Origin of the sequence: Cytobacillus sp. FSL W7-1323 (assembly GCF_038595015.1) — a bacterium.
GTDB classification, from domain to species: domain Bacteria; phylum Bacillota; class Bacilli; order Bacillales; family Cytobacillaceae; genus Cytobacillus; species Cytobacillus kochii.
Map to the genome: position 1 here is coordinate 423,291 of NZ_CP151998.1, position 18,055 is coordinate 441,345.

The following is an 18,055-nucleotide window of genomic DNA, read 5'->3' on the forward strand; positions in this document are numbered from 1 at the left end:
AAAAGTAATGTTAAGTTAAGTAGGAAATAAACATTGTGGCAATACCAAAATACGTAACAAGTGAGAAAATGTCATTTAATGTTGTAATAAGAGGCCCGGAAGCTATGGCTGGGTCTATCCCGAATTTGTATAATAGTAAAGGAATAGTTGCTCCCGAAAGTGTCCCGATAATTAAAGTAAGAAGTAGGGAAACTCCGACAACTAAGCCTAAATAAATATTTCCTTGCCAAAAAAATGCAATCAGTGCGATTAAAATACCACAAGTGACACCAATAATCACGCCTACCCCTAATTCCCTAAGAATCAGTTTCGTAACCACTTTTTTATTTAAATCATTGGATACAAGCCCTCGGACAACTACAGCTAATGATTGCGTACCTGTGTTACCTGTCATACCAGAAATCATGGGCATGAAAAAGGCGAGGGCTACGACTTGCGATAAAGTAGCCTCATACCCGCTTATGATACTGCCTGAAATAATGCCGATGAATAATAAAAGGATGAGCCACGGTAACCTTCGATAAGCGGCGACGAAAGCTTTCGTATCAAAGTCAATTGCCTTACCGGAAGCGGATAGTTTTTCAATATCTTCATTCGCTTCTTGGACAACAACATCCATCAAGTCATCAACAGTGGCAATACCCATTAGCACATTTTCTTCATTCACAATTGGAATAGCAAGAAAATCATATTTTAAGACCATGTTTGCAACTTCTTCTTGGTCTGTCGTCACTGCAGCTGAGATGACCCGTTCATACATAATGTCTTGGATAACCTCGAGGGGCTCTGCGATTAGTAAGTCACGGTGAGAGACAACCCCAACTAATTTTCTGTCTTGATCTATCACGTATAAATAATTAATCGTTTCAGCATATTCTGCAAAGGATTTTAACTTCTCTACTGCTTCTCGGACTGTGTAATAATCACGAATCCATACAAAACGGTTAGTCATTAAGCGCCCGGCAGTTTCTGGTGGATAGGTCATCATATTCTGAATGATGCGAGATTCACTTTGTTTCATACCGGCAAGGAGACCTTCTATTTTCTCAGCTGACATATCATGAAGTAAAAGGGCGAGGTCGTCATTGTCCATTAGATCCAAGACTTTTCCTGTTTTCTCATTTTCTAATTTATTTAAAACCTCAAGCTGCATGTCTTTATTCAATTCCTCTAGCAACTGGGCAAGGCGGTCAGCAGTCATAAATAATAAGAAGCGCTTCTTATGCTTTTCAGGCAGATGATCATAAGCTTGAGCAATATCATACGGTTGCAGTTCATCTAAAATCCTGTTAAATTCTTTTTGTTTATTATCTTTTAATGCTTTGATGATCAATAAAGCGATTTGGTTTTCTGTCATCGTCTGAATCATAAAGCTCAAGTCCTTTCAACCGAGGATATACCTTAAATTGTAAACGGAGATTATATGCTTATCTTACCATTCTTTTACTGGGAAAATCATGATTTCTTAAAGTAATGTATGATTTAAAAGTTAAGATTGTATGCTAATCCATTAGTTATTTTCATAGTATGTGTTAGAAGTGGATTGTTATCATTGGTTTGATATAAAAAGGTTTTTTTAGGGTATGAACAAAACTCAGGAATTGAAATAGTTATTTTGTAATGTTTTTTTAATAATCGTATTTCCTTATCTTTGCTAAAATGAAATGGATGAAATGACGCATTGTATCGGTTGTTTATGATTTACATGTAGTTAGTATAAATTATTGCAGTAAAACGAAATTGTGTGTGGTATGAGGGTAATAACTAAGGTGGTACTATTGAATTTGCTCTTCGTCTTTCTATTTTCAGTTCGGAGGTTTCTAAATTGCGAAAGAAAAATCATAGTGTTCGAGATCTCATCTATATCTTATTAAACGAAAAGGACCAGTCCGTTATTTCTTATGGAATTGAATTTTCTGAGTTTATGCAATCATTACAGAACAGGACAGGGCATCTTCTATTAGTGAAGCATCAGTATGATAATGGGGAACTGAATGTACATACCATGTTTGATTGGGTGGCTCATGAAGACCTGCCAGCACTAATAAACGAAGATGTTTATAGTTATGGTGATTTTTGCTGGATAGATTTCGAGGAGGAAGAATCGTTAAATGAATTGCCTGCTCAAGCAATTGCTGAGCTCCTATATCTTAGTCATGTAAAGGAGCATTTAAAGAAACCTTTCTATAACCATTTAAGCAATCGTTATTGTTATTTAGCGCATGATGACGGTTGGTTAAATAAGGTCTATTACCGAGACTGGCAGGACTTTTACAAAATGCTTGGCGACGTTGCTGCTATGAAGATGGAGCATTTAAAAGTAGAAAAATCTTTATTAGGCCTAAAAAAGAAAAAAACATATCCGCAAGTTCCAGAAGGCGCGTTAATGGCATTAAGAAATTTAATGAAGGAAGGCCTGGTAATTTCTTTTGAACAGAGTGAGCAGACACGTACAAAAATTAATATACCGCTCTGGACAGTTGGAGATTTCGCTAATATGGATGATATGTATGATGAGTTCGAAGCAATGAGGAAGGAAGCCACTCCAGACGCGAGATTGGTTTTTGATAAAAAACTGAAAGAATGGCAAGTAACTGATTCATAAAAATAATAATGCACCACAAAATATGATAAGGTATAATAAAATCGACAGAAAATTGTAGATTTAAGGAAATAGGTGTCAATTTTTGACTTAATAGGGGAAATTGGTGTAAAACCAATGCGGTCCCGCCACTGTAACTGGTTAATAAACAAAGAAAACTCCTATATATGTTGTATAGGAGGAGCCTTTGATTATAAACCATAAGCCAGGAAACCTGCCTATCTTCCATAAACACTGTAACCTACGAGGATAGGGGGTGTTTGGTAAGGCTTCTTTGTCGTGATTATTCCTTCCAAACATCTCCTACTAATGGGGATGTTTTATATTTTAAGGAGGGTCAATCATGAAGAAATGGTATTTATTTTTAGTCTCGATTCTACTATCAGCAGGTATTCTTGCTGGATGTGGGAATGACACAGCTGAACCGAAAAAAGATGGAGAAGAGAAGGTTGAAGAGAGTACTGAAACTAGCGCTTTTCCTGTAACATTAACGGATGCTGCGGATCAAGAAGTGGTGATTGAAGAGGAACCAGAAGCGATTGTTTCATTAATCCCGAGTAATACTGAAATCGCTTTCGAATTAGGGTTAGGTGAGAAGGTAGTCGGTGTATCTGATTTTGATAATTATCCAGAAGAAGTAGCTGATATTGAAAAAATCGGTGGACAAGAATTTAATGTAGAAGCAATTATTGCTTTAAATCCAGATGTTGTATTAGCACATAATTCAGGAGCGCATAATAGTACTGAAGGCTTAGATCAATTAAGAGATGCTGGTATTCCTGTTCTTATTGTCAATGATGCACAGAATTTTGAAGAAGTATATGATTCCATAGAAATGATTGGTAAAGCAACAGGAGCAACAGAAGAAGCAAATCAAACAGTTGAGGAAATGAAAACCCGTTTGGCAGAAATTGAAGAAAAAGCAAAGTCTGTTGAAGAGAAAAAATCTGTCTTTGTAGAAATCTCTGCAGCTCCTTCTTTATATACTGCCGGTCAAAAAACATTTATTGATGATATGCTCAATTTAATCCAAGCGGAAAATGTAATTGAAGAAGAAGGGTGGCCACAAATTGACGAGGAAGCTGTCATCGAAAAAAATCCTGATGTGATTATCACTACATACGGGTATTATACGGAAAATGCGGTAGAAACCCTTTTAAGTCGAGAAGGTTGGCAAGATGTAACAGCCGTTAAAGAGAAGCAAGTCTATGATGTGCACTCTGATAAGGTAACTCGTACAGGTCCTAGACTTGTAGAAGGAGTAGAGGAGCTTGCAAAAGCGATTTACCCAGAAGTATTTAAATAATAGAGGTGTTGCTTATCTCTGTGCGTTCGTTTTCTTATGTGTAGCAATGATGATGGGGATTTCTATAGGGACTGTTTCAGTGCTACCGTTAGATATATTCAATATCATTGGAGCGGAAATCTTACGTTTACCGATAAGTAATGATGTTAATCCAATGCATAGTAATATTGTTATGAATATTCGCTTGCCTAGAGTAGTATTGGCGGGCTTCGTCGGGGCATCACTTGCAATAGCAGGTGCTGCCTTTCAAGGTTTATTAAGGAACCCTTTAGCAGACCCTTATACATTGGGGGTGTCTTCAGGAGCTTCTGTTGGTGCTGTATTAACGATCTTTCTCGGTTTATCCATTCCGTTTGTTGGCACCTTTACTTTACCGTTATTTAGTATTACAACAGCTTTTCTAACGATAATTGTTGTCCTTTTCTTTGCGCGACAAATTGATCGTGGCATGAGAGTAGAGACAATCATTTTAACCGGTATTATCTTCAGTTCTTTTCTAGGTGCATTTATTTCCTTAATGATTGCTTTAACCGGGGATGAACTGAGACAGATTATTGGGTGGTTGTTAGGAAGCGTATCGATGAGAGGTTGGGACTATGTTCAAATCATCCTTCCTTTCTTTATCATTGGTTCTGCGATGCTCATTGCCAATAGCAAGGAATTAAATGCGATGTCATTCGGCGAAGAAAGAGCTCGTCATATCGGGGTGAATGTACAGAAACGTAAGATGATGGTCTTAATTGCCGGATCGATTTTAACTGGTGCCGCTGTAGCAGTGTCAGGTACAATCGGATTTGTCGGCTTAGTCATTCCGCATCTGACCAGATTGCTATGGGGACCAGACCATAGACACTTGCTTCCTTTATCGATGATGACAGGTGCGGGGTTTTTAATACTTGCTGATTTATTTGCAAGAACAGTCATTTCACCTACTGAGTTACCTATTGGTGTCATTACTGCGTTAATTGGTGCACCAGTTTTTGCTATCATTCTAATTAAAAGAAGAGCGGAAGGCAGAGGATAATGTGATGATGTATAGCTTACGAAAAATTAACGGTGGTTATGGAGGCAAGCAGGTCATTCATGATGTTTCCTTTGAAGTAGAGAAAGGACAGTTATTCGGCATACTTGGACCGAATGGGAGCGGCAAGTCGACAGTTTTAAAGATGCTAAGTGGTCTTATACCGGTCACATCTGGTGAAGTTTATTTAAAAGATCAACCAGTACAAAATTATAACACGAAGGAAATAGCGAAAATCGTTGCTGTCCTACCTCAACATGCCGAACATAGTTTTTCTTATACAGTAAAGGAAATTGTATCACTTGGCCGCTATGCTCATCAAAGTGGCTGGTTCCAAACATGGTCTGAAGATGATGAAGAAGTGGTTCAACGATCGATGAAACAAACAGGCGTACAGCATTTTGCACATAAAAATATTACTGAGCTATCAGGTGGAGAGAGACAACGTGTGTTTTTGGCACAAAGTCTCGCACAAGAACCAGAAATATTATTACTTGATGAGCCAACCAATCATTTAGACTTATCCTATCAAAAAGAATTGCTAGATATGTTAAAAGAATGGACTGAGAAAAAGGGTTTAACGGTCATATCCATTTTTCATGATTTAAATTTAGCCGGTTTATATTGTGATCAAATCGTTTTATTAAATGATGGAAAAATAGTCTGCAATGATAAACCTAATGAAGTATTGCAAGAAGCACGTATTATAGAAGTTTATGAGACTGAAGTGAAGAAGCACGGCCACCCGAAAGTACCAGCACCTCAAGTAGTCCTAATACCTGAGGAGAAATGGCATAATGAAGAGATTATTACACCTGCTATATTAATGGTGAATGAAGAATATATTACACTTCAGTCTGCCCAACCTCTAAGGGTAATGTCATCAGGTGTTGTTGGTTCTGGTATTGGCTGGTATCAAACATTTGTTAATCGCCATGTTGATAAAAGTTATAACTGTGATGATTTTTATGAGGAGATGGTAGATTTTCTTATAGAAAAAGGGTTTGAGCCTTCGGAAACGGTTGGTATGATGACAGCGGTATATACGTATGATGTGATCTACGAATTTTACGAAATGGATCTGTTCTCTGTGTTGATCGTGGTCACAGCAGGTGTAGGAAACGCTGTCGATGCTTCGATGGCGAGCAAACATAAAGAGGTAGTAACCCCAGGCACTATAAATAGTTGGATATTTGTCAATGGTCATCTTTCTGAAGAGGCATTTATTCAAGCAATGATGACGGCAACTGAAGCGAAAGCAAAAGTATTAATGGATTTAGAAGTAAGAGACAAAGAAACGGGGACAGTTGCCACGGGCACATCTACGGATAGTATATTAGTTGCTGCAACACAAAGTGGAGAGAAAATAGATTTCGCTGGAACAGTTACACCCCTAGGAAAAATAATTGGAAAAGGTATTTACGAATGTACACAAAAAGCGATTCACAAGAGTCGTAAAAGAAAAAAGGAAACAGATGATGATTGAACATTTAATCGCATTAACAATAGCAGTGGTCATTGACCGATTCATAGGTGACCCACCGCAATGGCCGCATCCTGTAAAGTGGATGGGTTCTTTAATAGGATTTTTAAGGAATAAATGGAATATAGGGGCGCATAGAAAATGGAAAGGTGTAGCTATGATAACAACAGTCTTATTGATTGTATTAGTTATATCGATAAGTATTGTGGTGATTGCTTATGCTGTCCACCCTATCGTTGGAATATTATTTGAGGCGGTGTTAATCGCAACTACCATCGCCCAAAAGAGTTTAAAGGAAGCGGCAATAGAAGTGTACGAGCCTTTAAAGAAGGAACAAATAAGTGAAGCAAGGCAAAAGCTTTCATATATTGTTGGTAGGGATACAGAAGAGCTAGATGAAGCGGAGATTGTTAGGGGAACAGTTGAAACAGTAGCAGAAAATACAAGTGATGGGATTACTGCCCCGTTGTTCTTTGCATTAATTGGTGGTGCACCATTTGCATTAGTTTATCGCGCTATTAACACTTGTGACTCAATGGTCGGTTATCAAAATGAGAAATACATTGATTTTGGCTGGGCGTCTGCAAAGCTTGATGATGTGGTGAACTGGGTACCGAGTAGACTGACAGCATTTTGTATGCTTCTCGTGAATAAGCCGAGATTTATTCGAAAGAAAGAGAGCTTCCGATTAGTGATGAGCGATGCGAAAAAACATCCAAGCCCCAATAGTGGCTGGGGAGAAGCAGCTGTGGCTTATTTATTAGGAGTTCAATTAGGTGGTAAAAATACATATGAAGGGCATGTTTCTTATCGTGCCACGATGGGGGAAGCTAATATGCCATTATCAAGGAATCATATTGTAGAGGCGAATACTATTATTACTAAGACCATTCCACTGTATCTCTTTATCTTATGGCTAGGGGGTGTTTTGATTGCAATGGCCTAAGCATGGTGCGAATCCACAATATTTATACGAAGTATTAAAGTTAGATATGCCCGCAAAGACAATTGACTTTAGCGCGAATATTAACCCATTAGGGCCTCCACAAGCTGTAAAAAGGCAATGGTCAAGCTTACTTTCATCATTATACGAATACCCCGATCCGTTTGCCACACGATTAACAGAGCGTATCAGTAAAACCACATTACTTCCAAAAGAAAATGTTCTCATTGCCAACGGTGGAGCCGAAATCATCTCAATGATTGGGCAGTTATTTGCAAGAAAGCGTGTAATGATTGTCCAACCTGCTTTTTCCGAATATGAGACAGCTTGCCGAGCGAATGTGTGTGAAATTGACTATTTTTTCTTAAATAAGAACTGGCATTTAGATATTGAAGGTTTGATAGCTACTTTTAAGGAGATTGATGTAGTTTTTTTGACGAACCCGAATAATCCGACTGGTAAATACTTCTCGAAAGATTCAATCAAACGTTTGATTGAAGCTGCAGAATGTCTAGGTGTTTACCTCATTGTCGATGAAGCTTTTTATGATTTTGTGGATGAATATGAACCGATCTCACCGTTATTACTGCAGTACGATCAGTTAGTTATTATTCGCTCTATGACTAAAATGTTTGCCATTCCTGGGATTCGCTTAGGATATGTGCTCGCGAATGAACAATTTATAACTGACTTAAGGGCAATACAACCGCATTGGAGTGTCAATAGTGTAGCGCAGGAAATAGGGTTACTGTGTATAGAGGATAATAACTTTCAGAAGGAAACACGTGAGTTGATGAAGGTAGAACGGAAGAGAATCTTTTCTTTTTTAACACATAATGATTACCTACATTCAGATTCATCTACCAATTTTTACTTATTAAAAGATCCATTTTCCAAAGAAAGCGAGAGACTTTTTCTTTTTTTATTAGAAAAGGGACTGATTCCAAGGCATACATACAACTTCCCCGGATTGGAAGGAAATTGGCTTAGACTAGCAATGAAATCACCGGATGAAAACAGTCGATTGATGGAGGCATTAAAGCGATGGCGCGAATCATCTTTATAAGCGGTGGAGTGAGAAGTGGTAAGAGTCGGCTTGCTGAGAAATTGGCCATTGATAGGGTTTACTACCATGGGAAGCAATTACATTACATCGCGACAGCTCAACCAAGCGATAAGGAAATGATGTTGCGCATTCAGCATCATCAAAAGCAGAGGCAAGAGAGTGGTAAGAAGTGGATGACATGGGAACAACCAAGAAAGGTTCACCAACTAGCTACCCACTTCTCTTCAAACGATATTATTCTTCTAGATTGCCTAACAACTCTGCTTAATAATGAGTTTTTTTATGAGAATCGCTGGTCTGATTACGAATTTCAACAACAAATTTATGCAAATCTTGTCCAAGGAATAAAAGAGCTTGCGAGTAAGGTCGATACGTTAATTCTCGTAAGTAACGAAATATTCCATGATGTGATAAGTGATGAACCACTTGTACTTGTGTATGGAAAGATGTTAGGACGACTCCATCAAAAAATCGTGACACTTGCAGATGAAGCTTATCTAGTAGATGCTGGCTGTCTCATTCAGATGAAAGGAGGAGAAGAATATGAAAGGCTTAATGGTCGTTGGAACCGCCTCTGATGTGGGGAAAAGTATGATTGCCACAGCTATATGCCGAGCCTTAGTAGAAGAGGGTGTGCGTGTTGCTCCGTTTAAATCACAAAATATGTCTAATAATTCTTATGTAACGAAAGATGGCAAAGAAATTGGACGGGCACAAGGTGTACAGGCAGAAGCTGCGAAAATAGAGGCAACCGTCTATATGAATCCAATTCTCTTAAAACCAACATCAGACTCGACTTCTGAAGTCGTTTTGTTTGGGAAAGCTGAGACGATTCAGTCTGGTCGTGACTATAGAGCCTCTTTCTATGAAAAGGGACTAGAGGCGATTAAGATAGCACTTAATAAACTAGAAAACACTTATGATGCGATCGTGATGGAAGGTGCCGGGTCTCCTGTAGAAATTAATTTAAAAGATCGTGAGCTAGTCAATATGAAAGTGGCTGAAATGGCAGATGTGCCTGTGTTGTTAGTAGCTGATATCGATCGAGGAGGCGTGTTTGCAAGTATCGTTGGGACGTTATCATTACTAGAAGAAAGCGAAAGAAGTCGAGTGAAAGCCATTATTATTAATAAATTTAGAGGAGATCTGTCTCTATTTGCGGACGGTAAGAAGTGGATAGAAGATCACTGTGGTATTCCAGTTATCGGTGTGATGCCATATTTACATCATCATATGATCGATGCAGAGGATTCCTTATCTATACAAGTTTCTAAAAAGGATAACCCAATAGATATTGCTATATTTAAACCACCGTATCTTTCCAATTTTACCGATATGGATCCGTTTTTATATGAAGATGATGTATCTTTCCGCTGGGTTAATCATAGTGATGAAATGGGCATGCCTGATGCTGTCATTTTACCAGGAACGAAAAGCACGATCCATGATTGGCAATATTTCTGTGATAGAAAGCTCGATAAATGGTTAAAGCATTATATAGAAAATGGCGGCAGAGTCATCGGAATTTGCGGTGGTTTTCAAATGTTAGGTAGGCGATTAGCCGACCCTTATGGTGCGGATACGGGAATTAAAGGGAAGGAGATAAATGGTCTCGGGGTAATTCCAGCTGACACCACTTTTATCACTGAAAAAACAACCATTCAAGTGGAAGGAACGCTTCACCCCAAGTTAAAAGGCTCATTTGTACAATCATTAAAAGGATATGAAATCCATTTAGGCGAAACAGTAGTAGAGAATCATGATAGGCATTATTTTCTGAAAAAAGCGGATGGCCATTATGATGGATATACAAGTAAAGGTGGCAAGGTTATTGGTACATATATGCATCATGTTTTTCATCACGATGAATGGCGTGCACATTGGTTAAATCAGATTCGCGTAGATAAAGGTTTGCCTTTAAAAGACCCGGTTTATATCAGTACCAAGAAGGACAAAAAGTATGCAGAACTAGCAGCACACTTTAAATCAAATGTTGACTTTAATCTTCTTAAAGAAATCATCGGTATAGAGGATCACACCTTATGAAATTATGGCTAAAAGGATTATTAATTAATTTACAATTTTTCACTGCTATTCCGATTCCTCTCCAATTACCGATGGATAATAAGCATTTAAATGGCGCGATTAAAACGTTTCCATTGTTAGGTATCATACAAGGTGTCATCTATGCGCTTATATTTTATTTGTTATTAATGATTTCTCCTTTTTCGCCATTAGCATCTGCCATTTTTCTTTGGGTGACATTAATCGTTGTCACAGGAGGGATTCATTTAGACGGTTGGATGGATGCAAGTGATGCATACTTTTCCTATGGTGATCGACAAAAGCGACTAGAAGTGATGAAGGATCCAAGAGTGGGTGCTTTTGGTGTGCTATCGGTCATTCTCTTATTAGGTACAAAACTATTTTTTATTTATGAAATTGCTATTAAGTTAGAAAGCACATCTGTTTTCTTTTTTATTGCTTGTATTCCTTTTTTTAGTCGTATGGTCATGGGCATGATGCTAGTGAAGGTGAAGACAGCAAAAAATAGTGGGTTAGGTAAAATGTTTCAGGATGCAGCTACTTCGAGAAGTGTTGTGATATATGGTGTATATATTTTACTAGTTGCTATAGGGCTGTTCTTCTTTTTTCCTTCCCTTTTATTCGGATTTACTTGCATGTTAATCATTTCATTATGCTTATTTATGATCATGAAACAAAAAAGCGTAGGTTGGTTTGGGGGCACAACAGGTGATGTCATTGGTGCATGTGTGGAAGGAGTGGAATGGAGTTTATGGATGGTTCTTTGGTTATCACATTATTTCGTCATGGGATGACAGAGGCCAATAGGAGGAAAGCCTATCTAGGTTGGAGTGATTCTCCGCTTGTTTCGGCGAAAGCTATCGTCCCAATCGTCCCACCTTGCGATATCATTGTAACAAGTGATTTAGGTAGATGTATTGAAACGAGTAAGCAATTATTTCCTGATGAACCACTTGTCTTGATGAGTGATTTGAGAGAACTTAACTTCGGTGAATGGGAAGGCTGTACGTATGAGCAATTAAAGAATCATCAACCATATCGAAAGTGGTTAAATCATTGGCAAACATTATCACCCCCTAATGGTGAAAGTTATAGTGAATTTAGTCAACGACTTGATCACGCGTGGGACTCGTTAGTAGCAGAAGCGCTGAGGAAAGCAATTTCAACAATGGCGATTGTCACGCACGGTGGAGTGATCCGCCATATATTACATACGAAAGTGAAAAATAAAAAAGCTTTTTGGGACTGGAAGATTCCTTATAGTGGAGGCTATCAAATCGATGTTAAATTGAAAGGGGGAGAGGTTATATGCACTTTGTTACAGGAGGAGCCTATAACGGAAAGGGAGAATGGGTAGAAAAACAATATGGTATTCACCGAGCAAGCCATTTCTGGTATTCCGCCTACCGTAGTTCATCACCACCTGAAGTAGAAAAATTTACAGATATTGATGGTGTAATTGTATGGGAAGGAATAGAATATTGGGTAAAGGATGTATTAACTTACAGTGGTGAAGAGGAGATACAACAAAGAGTACAGCAACTCCTCGTTGATTTTGCAGCATGGGAAAACAGCAGACGTACACGCAAGGTCATCTTAATTGGTACGGATATAACAAAGGGCATTGTACCAGTAGAAGAAAAAGATCGACTTTTACGCGATGTTTGCGGACGAGTGTATCAAAAAATGGCAAAACAGGCAACGCAAATGGATATTATTTGGTATGGTATAGCACAGAAAATTAAATAAGGGAGTGGGCGATTAGATGAGAATTTATACGAGAACAGGAGATAAAGGAAAAACGAGCATTATTGGCGGCAGAGTAGAAAAGGACGATATACGTGTTGAAGCCTATGGTACAGTTGATGAAGTCAATTGTTTTGTCGGTCAGGCTGTAACTGAGTTGGATCAAGCAAAATTCGCAGACGTCTTGGATGATTTAGAGAAGATACAACATGAACTTTTTGACTGTGGTGGAGACTTAGCAAACGTAACAAAGACACGTGAACTGAAGCTAAAACAAGAGTCCATTGATTATTTAGAAGAGAGAATTGATGTGTTTATTGCAGAAGCACCGGAATTAGAACGTTTCATCTTACCAGGAGGTGCCAAGGCATCTGCTTCTATCCACATAGCAAGAACCGTCACAAGAAGAGCAGAAAGATTAGTCGTATCACTTAAGAAAACAGATGATACTGTTCCAGATGTAGCTGTTATGTTTTTAAATCGCTTATCTGATTACTTTTTTGCATTAGCCCGCGTCATCAACTTTCGCTTAGGGAATCCGGATGTAGAATATGTACGTAGTGCGAAAGTGTTCCGTGGGGGTAAAAGAAAAGGGGAATAAGTGATGGGTCTTTTGAAAGGAATTAAAATAACATGGCTAAGTGTTTTTGTTGCCCTATCGGTGATTGGTGCAGCAATTAAGATTCCAGCTGGGATTGTCACTAGTGTGGCACTAGATTCATTTCCTGCGCTACTTGCTAGTGCCTTATTAGGAGGTCCGGCTGGTGCAATCGTTGGAGGGACGGGTCATTTATTGTCAGCACTATTAGGTGGGTTGCCAATGGGGCCCTTTCATTTGGTAGTAGCGATTGAAATGGCCATTCTAAGTTATATATTTGCATTATTTTACCGCAATGGACATAGATGGATTGCTTCTATTCTCTTTGTACTTGGAAACTCGTTTGCTGCCCCACTTCCATTTCTTTTTATTATGGGGGAAGCGTTTTATTTGGCACTCGTACCTTCGCTTTTAGTTGGTTCTATTTTTAACGTAGCTATAGCGCTTATCCTCATTCCAAGATTGGCAAAAATCATACAACCTGTAAAAACATCCATGGAAAATACCAAATGAGAGATGTGCTAGTGATTCCATATAACAAGGAAGAATCACTTGTCATAGCAAGTGATAATAGCGGTGGTATTGGATTAAAGCATGAGGATTTAATTAAAGTTTCTTATGAGGATGTCGCTTATTATGCTTTAAGGGTATCGATGATGGAATGTATAGCTATAGGTGCAACGCCCTTAGCGATAATTTTACAGAATTTTTCTGGAGATCAAGTGTGGCAATCATTAGTAACAGGAATTGAAAAGGGCTTGCTGGAACTAGGCCTAACCGATTTATCTATAACAGGAAGTACAGAAAGTAACTTTGAGTTGAAGCAATCTGCAACAGCTGTATCTGTTATGGGAAAAATACATGCGAGTAAAGATATTCATACGATAGAGTTTACAGAAGAAAATCAGATAGCAGTTATCGGTAGACCGTTAGTAGGAGAAGCCGTCATTCATGATGCTCTACATATAGCTCCGCTAGCGCTATGTTCAAAACTCGCCAATATGGAAAAAGTGACAGTCATGCCTGTTGGCTCTAAAGGGATATTAGCTGAGTTAAATCAATTATTTGAGGATCGTGTCTTTGCCCTAACTGATATCACTTGCGAATTAGACTTACTCGCTTCTTCAGGTCCTGCAACCTGTTTCATTATTAGTTACACACTTGCGAATGAACAGAAAATAAAAGAAATGGCTACTGGTTATTTTTATCCTGTAAAGGTGAAGGAATGAGTTTAACTGTTTTTATAACAAGGCACGAGCAAACGGAATGGAATATAGAGAAGAGAATGCAAGGTCGATTAAACTCTCCTTTAACTGACAAAGGTAAGCAAGATGCTTTAAAACTTGGCCAGAGATTAGCGCAAACAAAATTTACAAAGGTTTTCTCCTCTCCAAGTGGTCGAGCATTAGAAACAGCACAAATCATTACAAATGGGGAAGCGATTGTTAAAGATGAGCGATTGATGGAGATTATGCTTGGGGAGTGGCAAGGGAAAACTGAAGAGGAAATTTGGGAGAATGATCCTTTATTATTTGCGCAATATTGGCAACACCCTAATGAATATGACAACCCATACGGTGAAAGCTTTCAAAATGTGATTGATCGCTTGCGTGCCTTTCTAGCAGAATTAACTTTAACCACAAGTGGGAACGTGTTAGTGGTCACTCATGGTGTCGCATTGAGAGCTATTTACTCTATTTGTCGCATCCTGCCAGTTCATCAATTTTGGAACGGCGCGCCAGATATTGAGGGAACAAGTTTAACAATCCTTACCTATGAATCGCAGCGTTTTCAAATTGTGAAAGAAGCATGTACGGCACATTGCCAATAACTGGCGTGCGGATGCTTCTTTTTACTTTGACAGTAGTCAATGTGGCATGGTTAGAAAGTGAATATACATAAAGGTGGTAGGTCTTTTGATTGATTTTATTTACCTAATGGCAAATCGTACGATTGTAATCGAAACGATGCGATGATTAATCTTGCCATTTATTTTAGCTAGTATAAAATATATAAATGAGGTAAAATGGGCTGGCAATCATTTGTCCTATTTAGTGAATGATACCTAATGTCAGTTCGTTAAAAAAGAAAATTTTTTATTATATATAGATAACGATTACAGATATTAATCTTTTTGTAATAGAAAACTAGAGCTTTTGTAACATAATGTTAACAGAGAAGTAAGTGAAAAAAAGTATAATAGTGGTATATCAGTAGGTAGAACAACTTCAAAGAACTTAGCATCTATATTGATGCTATCTATAGGTTGTAGCAGGAATGAAGGATATATTATTAAATATTTCAGGATAATGGGAATTAGGTCTTTATATCCTGACATGAGTTCATCTCATTGCCATTAATAGTCGATATGAGGACAATCTCCAATGACGATATCACTTTTTTTAAGAGAGAAATGGCTATTTTTTAATTGAAGTAAGCTCCTTTTCCCATGGTTATACATACATATACTTTTATAGGCATTTATCTTGTTGAAACATTTACTCTCTTATTTTATAAAGTGGTAAAATAAATATAAGTTACTTGTTAAAATTGGAGGTTTTATTGATGACAATTAAGATCGGACTTTTGTACGGTGGGAAATCTGCTGAACATCATGTTTCTATGCAGACAGCGCTTGCCGTGATTAAAGCATTAAACACAAATAAATTTGATATTTATCCTATTTATATTTCGGAAGAAGGTCAATGGATCAAGGGGCAACAACTTACTGGGCCCGTGGAGACAGTGAAAGAATTATCTTTTTCAGAAGGCCAACAGCTATCACCTTTAGCGTTAGCACCAACCCTTTTTGAGTCACAAGAAAGTCGACCTTTTGATGTGATTTTTCCTTTATTGCATGGTCCAAATGGGGAAGATGGAACGGTTCAAGGAATGCTTGAGCTTTTGAATTTACCATATGTCGGAAATGGCGTCCTTTCTTCTTCAGCAGGAATGGATAAAGTGATCATGAAAAATATCTTTGCTCAAGCTGGATTAAACCAAGTTGATTATGTTTGGTACCTTCGAGGGGAATGGGAAACTGCGGAAGAGGATGCTTATCGCAAAGTAGAAGATACCATCGGATACCCGTGCTTTGTTAAGCCAGCAAATTTAGGCTCAAGTGTAGGGATTAGCAAATGTATGAATCGTAGTGAGCTCCATGAGGCATTCGTTGAAGCATTTAAATACGACCGTAAAATTATTATCGAACAAGGTGTAGATGCAAGAGAGATTGAACTAGGTGTAGTGGGAAATGATTATCCTGAGTGCTCTGTTGCCGGTGAAATTATTCCGAAAGATAAAAACTTCTACGATTATACGGCAAAATATGAAGATGGGAATACAATTTTAATGATTCCTGCTGATGTTACTGAAGCTGAATATAGCGAATTAGAAGCGATGGCAATTAAAGCCTTTAAAGCATTAGATTGTTCGGGACTTGTTAGAGCGGATTTCTTCTTAACAAAGGAAGGAAAAGTCTATATAAATGAAGTGAACACAATGCCAGGCTTTACACCATACAGTATGTTCCCATTACTTTGGAAGCATTCAGGTGTTGAATATCCAGCCCTTATTGAACGTCTTGTCAACTTAGCAATTGAAAGACATCAAGAAAAACAAAAAATTAAGCATACAAAGTAACTGTAAGCGGAACAGCTAAGCTGTAACGTATACAGTTACATAGAAAGATAGGCTTTGCACCCCGCAGTGCACCTGTCAAAAAGGAGGCAGGAAAAGTTGATTAAGAGAACCTTGAATGATATAGCAGAAATGATTCAAATAGAGAATGATCTTTCACCATACGGAAAAAAAGAAATTCAAGGTGTAAGTATAAATTCTCGTGAGATTACTCCAGGACAACTATTTATACCCTTTAAAGGAGAGCGAACAGATGGGCATCAGTATGTGTCGGATGCTATCGAAAAAGGAGCTGCGGCTGCTTTTTGGCAAGAGGATGTACCAAATCCACCGACTCACTTACCCATTATCATCGTTAAAGATACGTTAACTGCATTACAAGAGCTGGCAAGAGCCTATCGTAATCAGTTAAGTATAAAAGTGGTAGGGATTACTGGTAGCAATGGTAAAACGACGACAAAGGATATGATGGCGAATCTTTTAGCGTTGAAATATAAAGTCCAAAAAACCGAAGGCAATTATAATAATCATATCGGTCTTCCGCTTACCATCTTAGCGCTAGAAGAAACAACAGAGGTAGCTGTATTAGAGATGGGTATGAGTGGTAAAGGTGAAATTGACTTTCTAACTAAGCTAGCACGCCCTGATGCAACGATTATTACCAATATCGGTGAATCACATCTACAAGATTTAGGCTCAAGAGAAGGAATTGCTGAAGCAAAGCTTGAGATTATAAATGGCTTAAAGTCAGATGGATTGATGGTATACATGGGGGATGAACCCCTTTTAAGAAATTACTTTGATTCATATGAAGGGCAAGCTACGGTTAAAACCTTTGGAAGAACCGAACAAAATGACCTATATCCTGTGAATATCCAACAATTAGACAACGGTAGTAAGTTTCAGGTCAATGCGAGCGAAGTAGAATTCACTTTACCTATTTTAGGTATGCATAATGTCTTAAATGCTCTATCAGCTATGATTGTTGCACAACATTTTAATGTGTCATTTGCGGAAATGGAAGCAGGATTAGTGAAAGTGAGACTGACAAATATGAGGATGGAAATACTACAGGGTCAAAATGGCGAGAAAATAATTAACGATGCATACAATGCAAGCCCTACTTCAACGCAAGCTTCGATAGAATTATTAGCGAATTTACCAGGATATAAGAAGAAAATACTTGTTCTAGGTGATATGTTGGAATTAGGGGCAGATGAAGAGAGATTTCATGAAGAAATTGGGTTATCCATCTGTGCGGAAAACATCGATGCCGTATTTACCTATGGTCGATTAGGACACTTAATTGCAAAGGGAGCCAAGGAAGTATTGTCTGAAGACCGTGTATTTGCTTTTGATGAAAAGGCGCCATTAATTGAAGAACTAAAAAAACATGTCAATGATGAAACAATTGTACTCGTTAAGGCTTCTAGAGGAATGAAGTTAGAAGAAGTCGTTGAGGGATTGCAATAATACTATACTAAAATTCAAAAAACCTTATTGTTTCACATGGAACATAAGGTTTTTTCTATCTTTTGAATTATATTATAATAATTAACATTTTTTGCGTTGTGAGGATTTAATTTTCCGTATAGAGGGTAAAAA

18 protein-coding genes and 1 riboswitch are annotated in these 18,055 nt (G+C 38.1%); of the genes, 17 read left to right on the forward strand and 1 reads right to left on the reverse strand.

Annotated features, from left to right (window positions below; all coding sequences use genetic code 11):
• Nucleotides 1–10: 10 nt before the first annotated feature.
• On the reverse strand, nt 11–1,369 hold the full coding sequence (gene mgtE / locus MKX67_RS02245) for a magnesium transporter (protein WP_095370850.1): 1,359 nt from the start codon (nt 1,367–1,369) through the stop codon (nt 11–13).
• A gap of 456 nt (nt 1,370–1,825) precedes the next feature.
• On the opposite strand from mgtE, the gene MKX67_RS02250 reads away from it, so the two are divergent.
• The 17 genes from MKX67_RS02250 to murF all read left to right on the forward strand — a co-directional run bounded on the left by MKX67_RS02250 (nt 1,826) and on the right by murF (nt 17,923).
• Nucleotides 1,826–2,605, forward strand: a complete 780-nt coding sequence (locus tag MKX67_RS02250) for a hypothetical protein (RefSeq protein ID WP_322910311.1) — start codon at nt 1,826–1,828, stop codon at nt 2,603–2,605.
• A gap of 53 nt (nt 2,606–2,658) precedes the next feature.
• Nucleotides 2,659–2,839, forward strand: a riboswitch (cobalamin riboswitch).
• Nucleotides 2,840–2,945: 106 nt separating this feature from the next.
• Entirely contained in the window at nt 2,946–3,908 is a 963-nt protein-coding gene (locus tag MKX67_RS02255; RefSeq protein WP_307315465.1) for an ABC transporter substrate-binding protein, read from the forward strand.
• Nucleotides 3,874–4,932 (forward strand): iron ABC transporter permease, encoded by a 1,059-nt coding sequence (locus tag MKX67_RS02260; protein ID WP_095370847.1) that lies wholly within the window; start codon nt 3,874–3,876, stop codon nt 4,930–4,932. The genes MKX67_RS02255 and MKX67_RS02260 overlap by 35 nt, the downstream gene beginning before the upstream one ends.
• A 7-nt stretch (nt 4,933–4,939) precedes the next feature.
• A complete protein-coding gene (locus MKX67_RS02265) occupies nt 4,940–6,415 on the forward strand; it encodes a heme ABC transporter ATP-binding protein (RefSeq protein ID WP_322910312.1) in 1,476 nt (491 codons plus the stop codon).
• Nucleotides 6,405–7,358, forward strand: a complete 954-nt coding sequence (gene cbiB / locus MKX67_RS02270; protein WP_322910313.1) for an adenosylcobinamide-phosphate synthase CbiB — start codon at nt 6,405–6,407, stop codon at nt 7,356–7,358. Before MKX67_RS02265 ends, cbiB begins: the two co-directional genes overlap by 11 nt.
• Nucleotides 7,345–8,421: a threonine-phosphate decarboxylase CobD gene (gene cobD, locus MKX67_RS02275; RefSeq protein ID WP_322910314.1), complete on the forward strand. Its 1,077-nt coding sequence runs from the start codon at nt 7,345–7,347 to the stop codon at nt 8,419–8,421. Before cbiB ends, cobD begins: the two co-directional genes overlap by 14 nt.
• Nucleotides 8,400–8,999, forward strand: a complete 600-nt coding sequence (locus MKX67_RS02280; protein WP_322910315.1) for a bifunctional adenosylcobinamide kinase/adenosylcobinamide-phosphate guanylyltransferase — start codon at nt 8,400–8,402, stop codon at nt 8,997–8,999. Before cobD ends, MKX67_RS02280 begins: the two co-directional genes overlap by 22 nt.
• The gene (locus MKX67_RS02285) at nt 8,965–10,467 is read left to right on the forward strand and encodes a cobyric acid synthase (RefSeq protein WP_095370842.1); all 1,503 of its coding nucleotides are present in this window, start codon (nt 8,965–8,967) and stop codon (nt 10,465–10,467) included. The genes MKX67_RS02280 and MKX67_RS02285 overlap by 35 nt, the downstream gene beginning before the upstream one ends.
• Nucleotides 10,464–11,261 (forward strand): adenosylcobinamide-GDP ribazoletransferase, encoded by a 798-nt coding sequence (gene cobS / locus MKX67_RS02290; RefSeq protein ID WP_095370841.1) that lies wholly within the window; start codon nt 10,464–10,466, stop codon nt 11,259–11,261. Before MKX67_RS02285 ends, cobS begins: the two co-directional genes overlap by 4 nt.
• Nucleotides 11,219–11,824, forward strand: a complete 606-nt coding sequence (locus MKX67_RS02295; RefSeq protein WP_322910316.1) for a histidine phosphatase family protein — start codon at nt 11,219–11,221, stop codon at nt 11,822–11,824. Before cobS ends, MKX67_RS02295 begins: the two co-directional genes overlap by 43 nt.
• Complete coding sequence (locus tag MKX67_RS02300; RefSeq protein WP_095370839.1) at nt 11,776–12,216, forward strand: bifunctional adenosylcobinamide kinase/adenosylcobinamide-phosphate guanylyltransferase; 441 nt, start codon at nt 11,776–11,778, stop codon at nt 12,214–12,216. The genes MKX67_RS02295 and MKX67_RS02300 overlap by 49 nt, the downstream gene beginning before the upstream one ends.
• A gap of 16 nt (nt 12,217–12,232) precedes the next feature.
• Entirely contained in the window at nt 12,233–12,814 is a 582-nt protein-coding gene (locus MKX67_RS02305; protein WP_095370838.1) for a cob(I)yrinic acid a,c-diamide adenosyltransferase, read from the forward strand.
• Nucleotides 12,815–12,817: 3 nt separating this feature from the next.
• Complete coding sequence (locus tag MKX67_RS02310; RefSeq protein WP_322910317.1) at nt 12,818–13,324, forward strand: ECF transporter S component; 507 nt, start codon at nt 12,818–12,820, stop codon at nt 13,322–13,324.
• Complete coding sequence (locus MKX67_RS02315) at nt 13,321–14,040, forward strand: ATP-binding protein (RefSeq protein ID WP_095370837.1); 720 nt, start codon at nt 13,321–13,323, stop codon at nt 14,038–14,040. Before MKX67_RS02310 ends, MKX67_RS02315 begins: the two co-directional genes overlap by 4 nt.
• Complete coding sequence (locus MKX67_RS02320; RefSeq protein WP_322910318.1) at nt 14,037–14,642, forward strand: histidine phosphatase family protein; 606 nt, start codon at nt 14,037–14,039, stop codon at nt 14,640–14,642. The genes MKX67_RS02315 and MKX67_RS02320 overlap by 4 nt, the downstream gene beginning before the upstream one ends.
• Nucleotides 14,643–15,376: 734 nt before the next feature.
• Entirely contained in the window at nt 15,377–16,453 is a 1,077-nt protein-coding gene (locus MKX67_RS02325) for a D-alanine--D-alanine ligase (RefSeq protein WP_322910319.1), read from the forward strand.
• A 96-nt stretch (nt 16,454–16,549) separates the two neighbouring features.
• Nucleotides 16,550–17,923 (forward strand): UDP-N-acetylmuramoyl-tripeptide--D-alanyl-D-alanine ligase, encoded by a 1,374-nt coding sequence (murF, locus tag MKX67_RS02330; RefSeq protein ID WP_307315433.1) that lies wholly within the window; start codon nt 16,550–16,552, stop codon nt 17,921–17,923.
• Nucleotides 17,924–18,055: the final 132 nt, after the last annotated feature.

Excerpts from the sequence above, each read along its gene's own strand:
- MKX67_RS02315 (WP_095370837.1), top strand. The coding sequence starts at position 13,321 with ATGAGAGATGTGCTAGTGATTCCATATAACAAGGAAGAATCACTTGTC.
- MKX67_RS02325 (WP_322910319.1), top strand. The coding sequence starts at position 15,377 with ATGACAATTAAGATCGGACTTTTGTACGGTGGGAAATCTGCTGAACAT.
- MKX67_RS02255 (WP_307315465.1), top strand. The coding sequence starts at position 2,946 with ATGAAGAAATGGTATTTATTTTTAGTCTCGATTCTACTATCAGCAGGT.
- cobS (WP_095370841.1), top strand. The coding sequence starts at position 10,464 with ATGAAATTATGGCTAAAAGGATTATTAATTAATTTACAATTTTTCACT.
- MKX67_RS02320 (WP_322910318.1), top strand. The coding sequence starts at position 14,037 with ATGAGTTTAACTGTTTTTATAACAAGGCACGAGCAAACGGAATGGAAT.
- MKX67_RS02305 (WP_095370838.1), top strand. The coding sequence starts at position 12,233 with ATGAGAATTTATACGAGAACAGGAGATAAAGGAAAAACGAGCATTATT.
- MKX67_RS02285 (WP_095370842.1), top strand. The coding sequence starts at position 8,965 with ATGAAAGGCTTAATGGTCGTTGGAACCGCCTCTGATGTGGGGAAAAGT.
- MKX67_RS02265 (WP_322910312.1), top strand. The coding sequence starts at position 4,940 with ATGTATAGCTTACGAAAAATTAACGGTGGTTATGGAGGCAAGCAGGTC.
- cbiB (WP_322910313.1), top strand. The coding sequence starts at position 6,405 with ATGATGATTGAACATTTAATCGCATTAACAATAGCAGTGGTCATTGAC.
- mgtE (WP_095370850.1), bottom strand. The coding sequence starts at position 1,369 with ATGATTCAGACGATGACAGAAAACCAAATCGCTTTATTGATCATCAAA.
- MKX67_RS02280 (WP_322910315.1), top strand. The coding sequence starts at position 8,400 with ATGGCGCGAATCATCTTTATAAGCGGTGGAGTGAGAAGTGGTAAGAGT.
- MKX67_RS02295 (WP_322910316.1), top strand. The coding sequence starts at position 11,219 with ATGGATGGTTCTTTGGTTATCACATTATTTCGTCATGGGATGACAGAG.
- MKX67_RS02300 (WP_095370839.1), top strand. The coding sequence starts at position 11,776 with ATGCACTTTGTTACAGGAGGAGCCTATAACGGAAAGGGAGAATGGGTA.
- MKX67_RS02310 (WP_322910317.1), top strand. The coding sequence starts at position 12,818 with ATGGGTCTTTTGAAAGGAATTAAAATAACATGGCTAAGTGTTTTTGTT.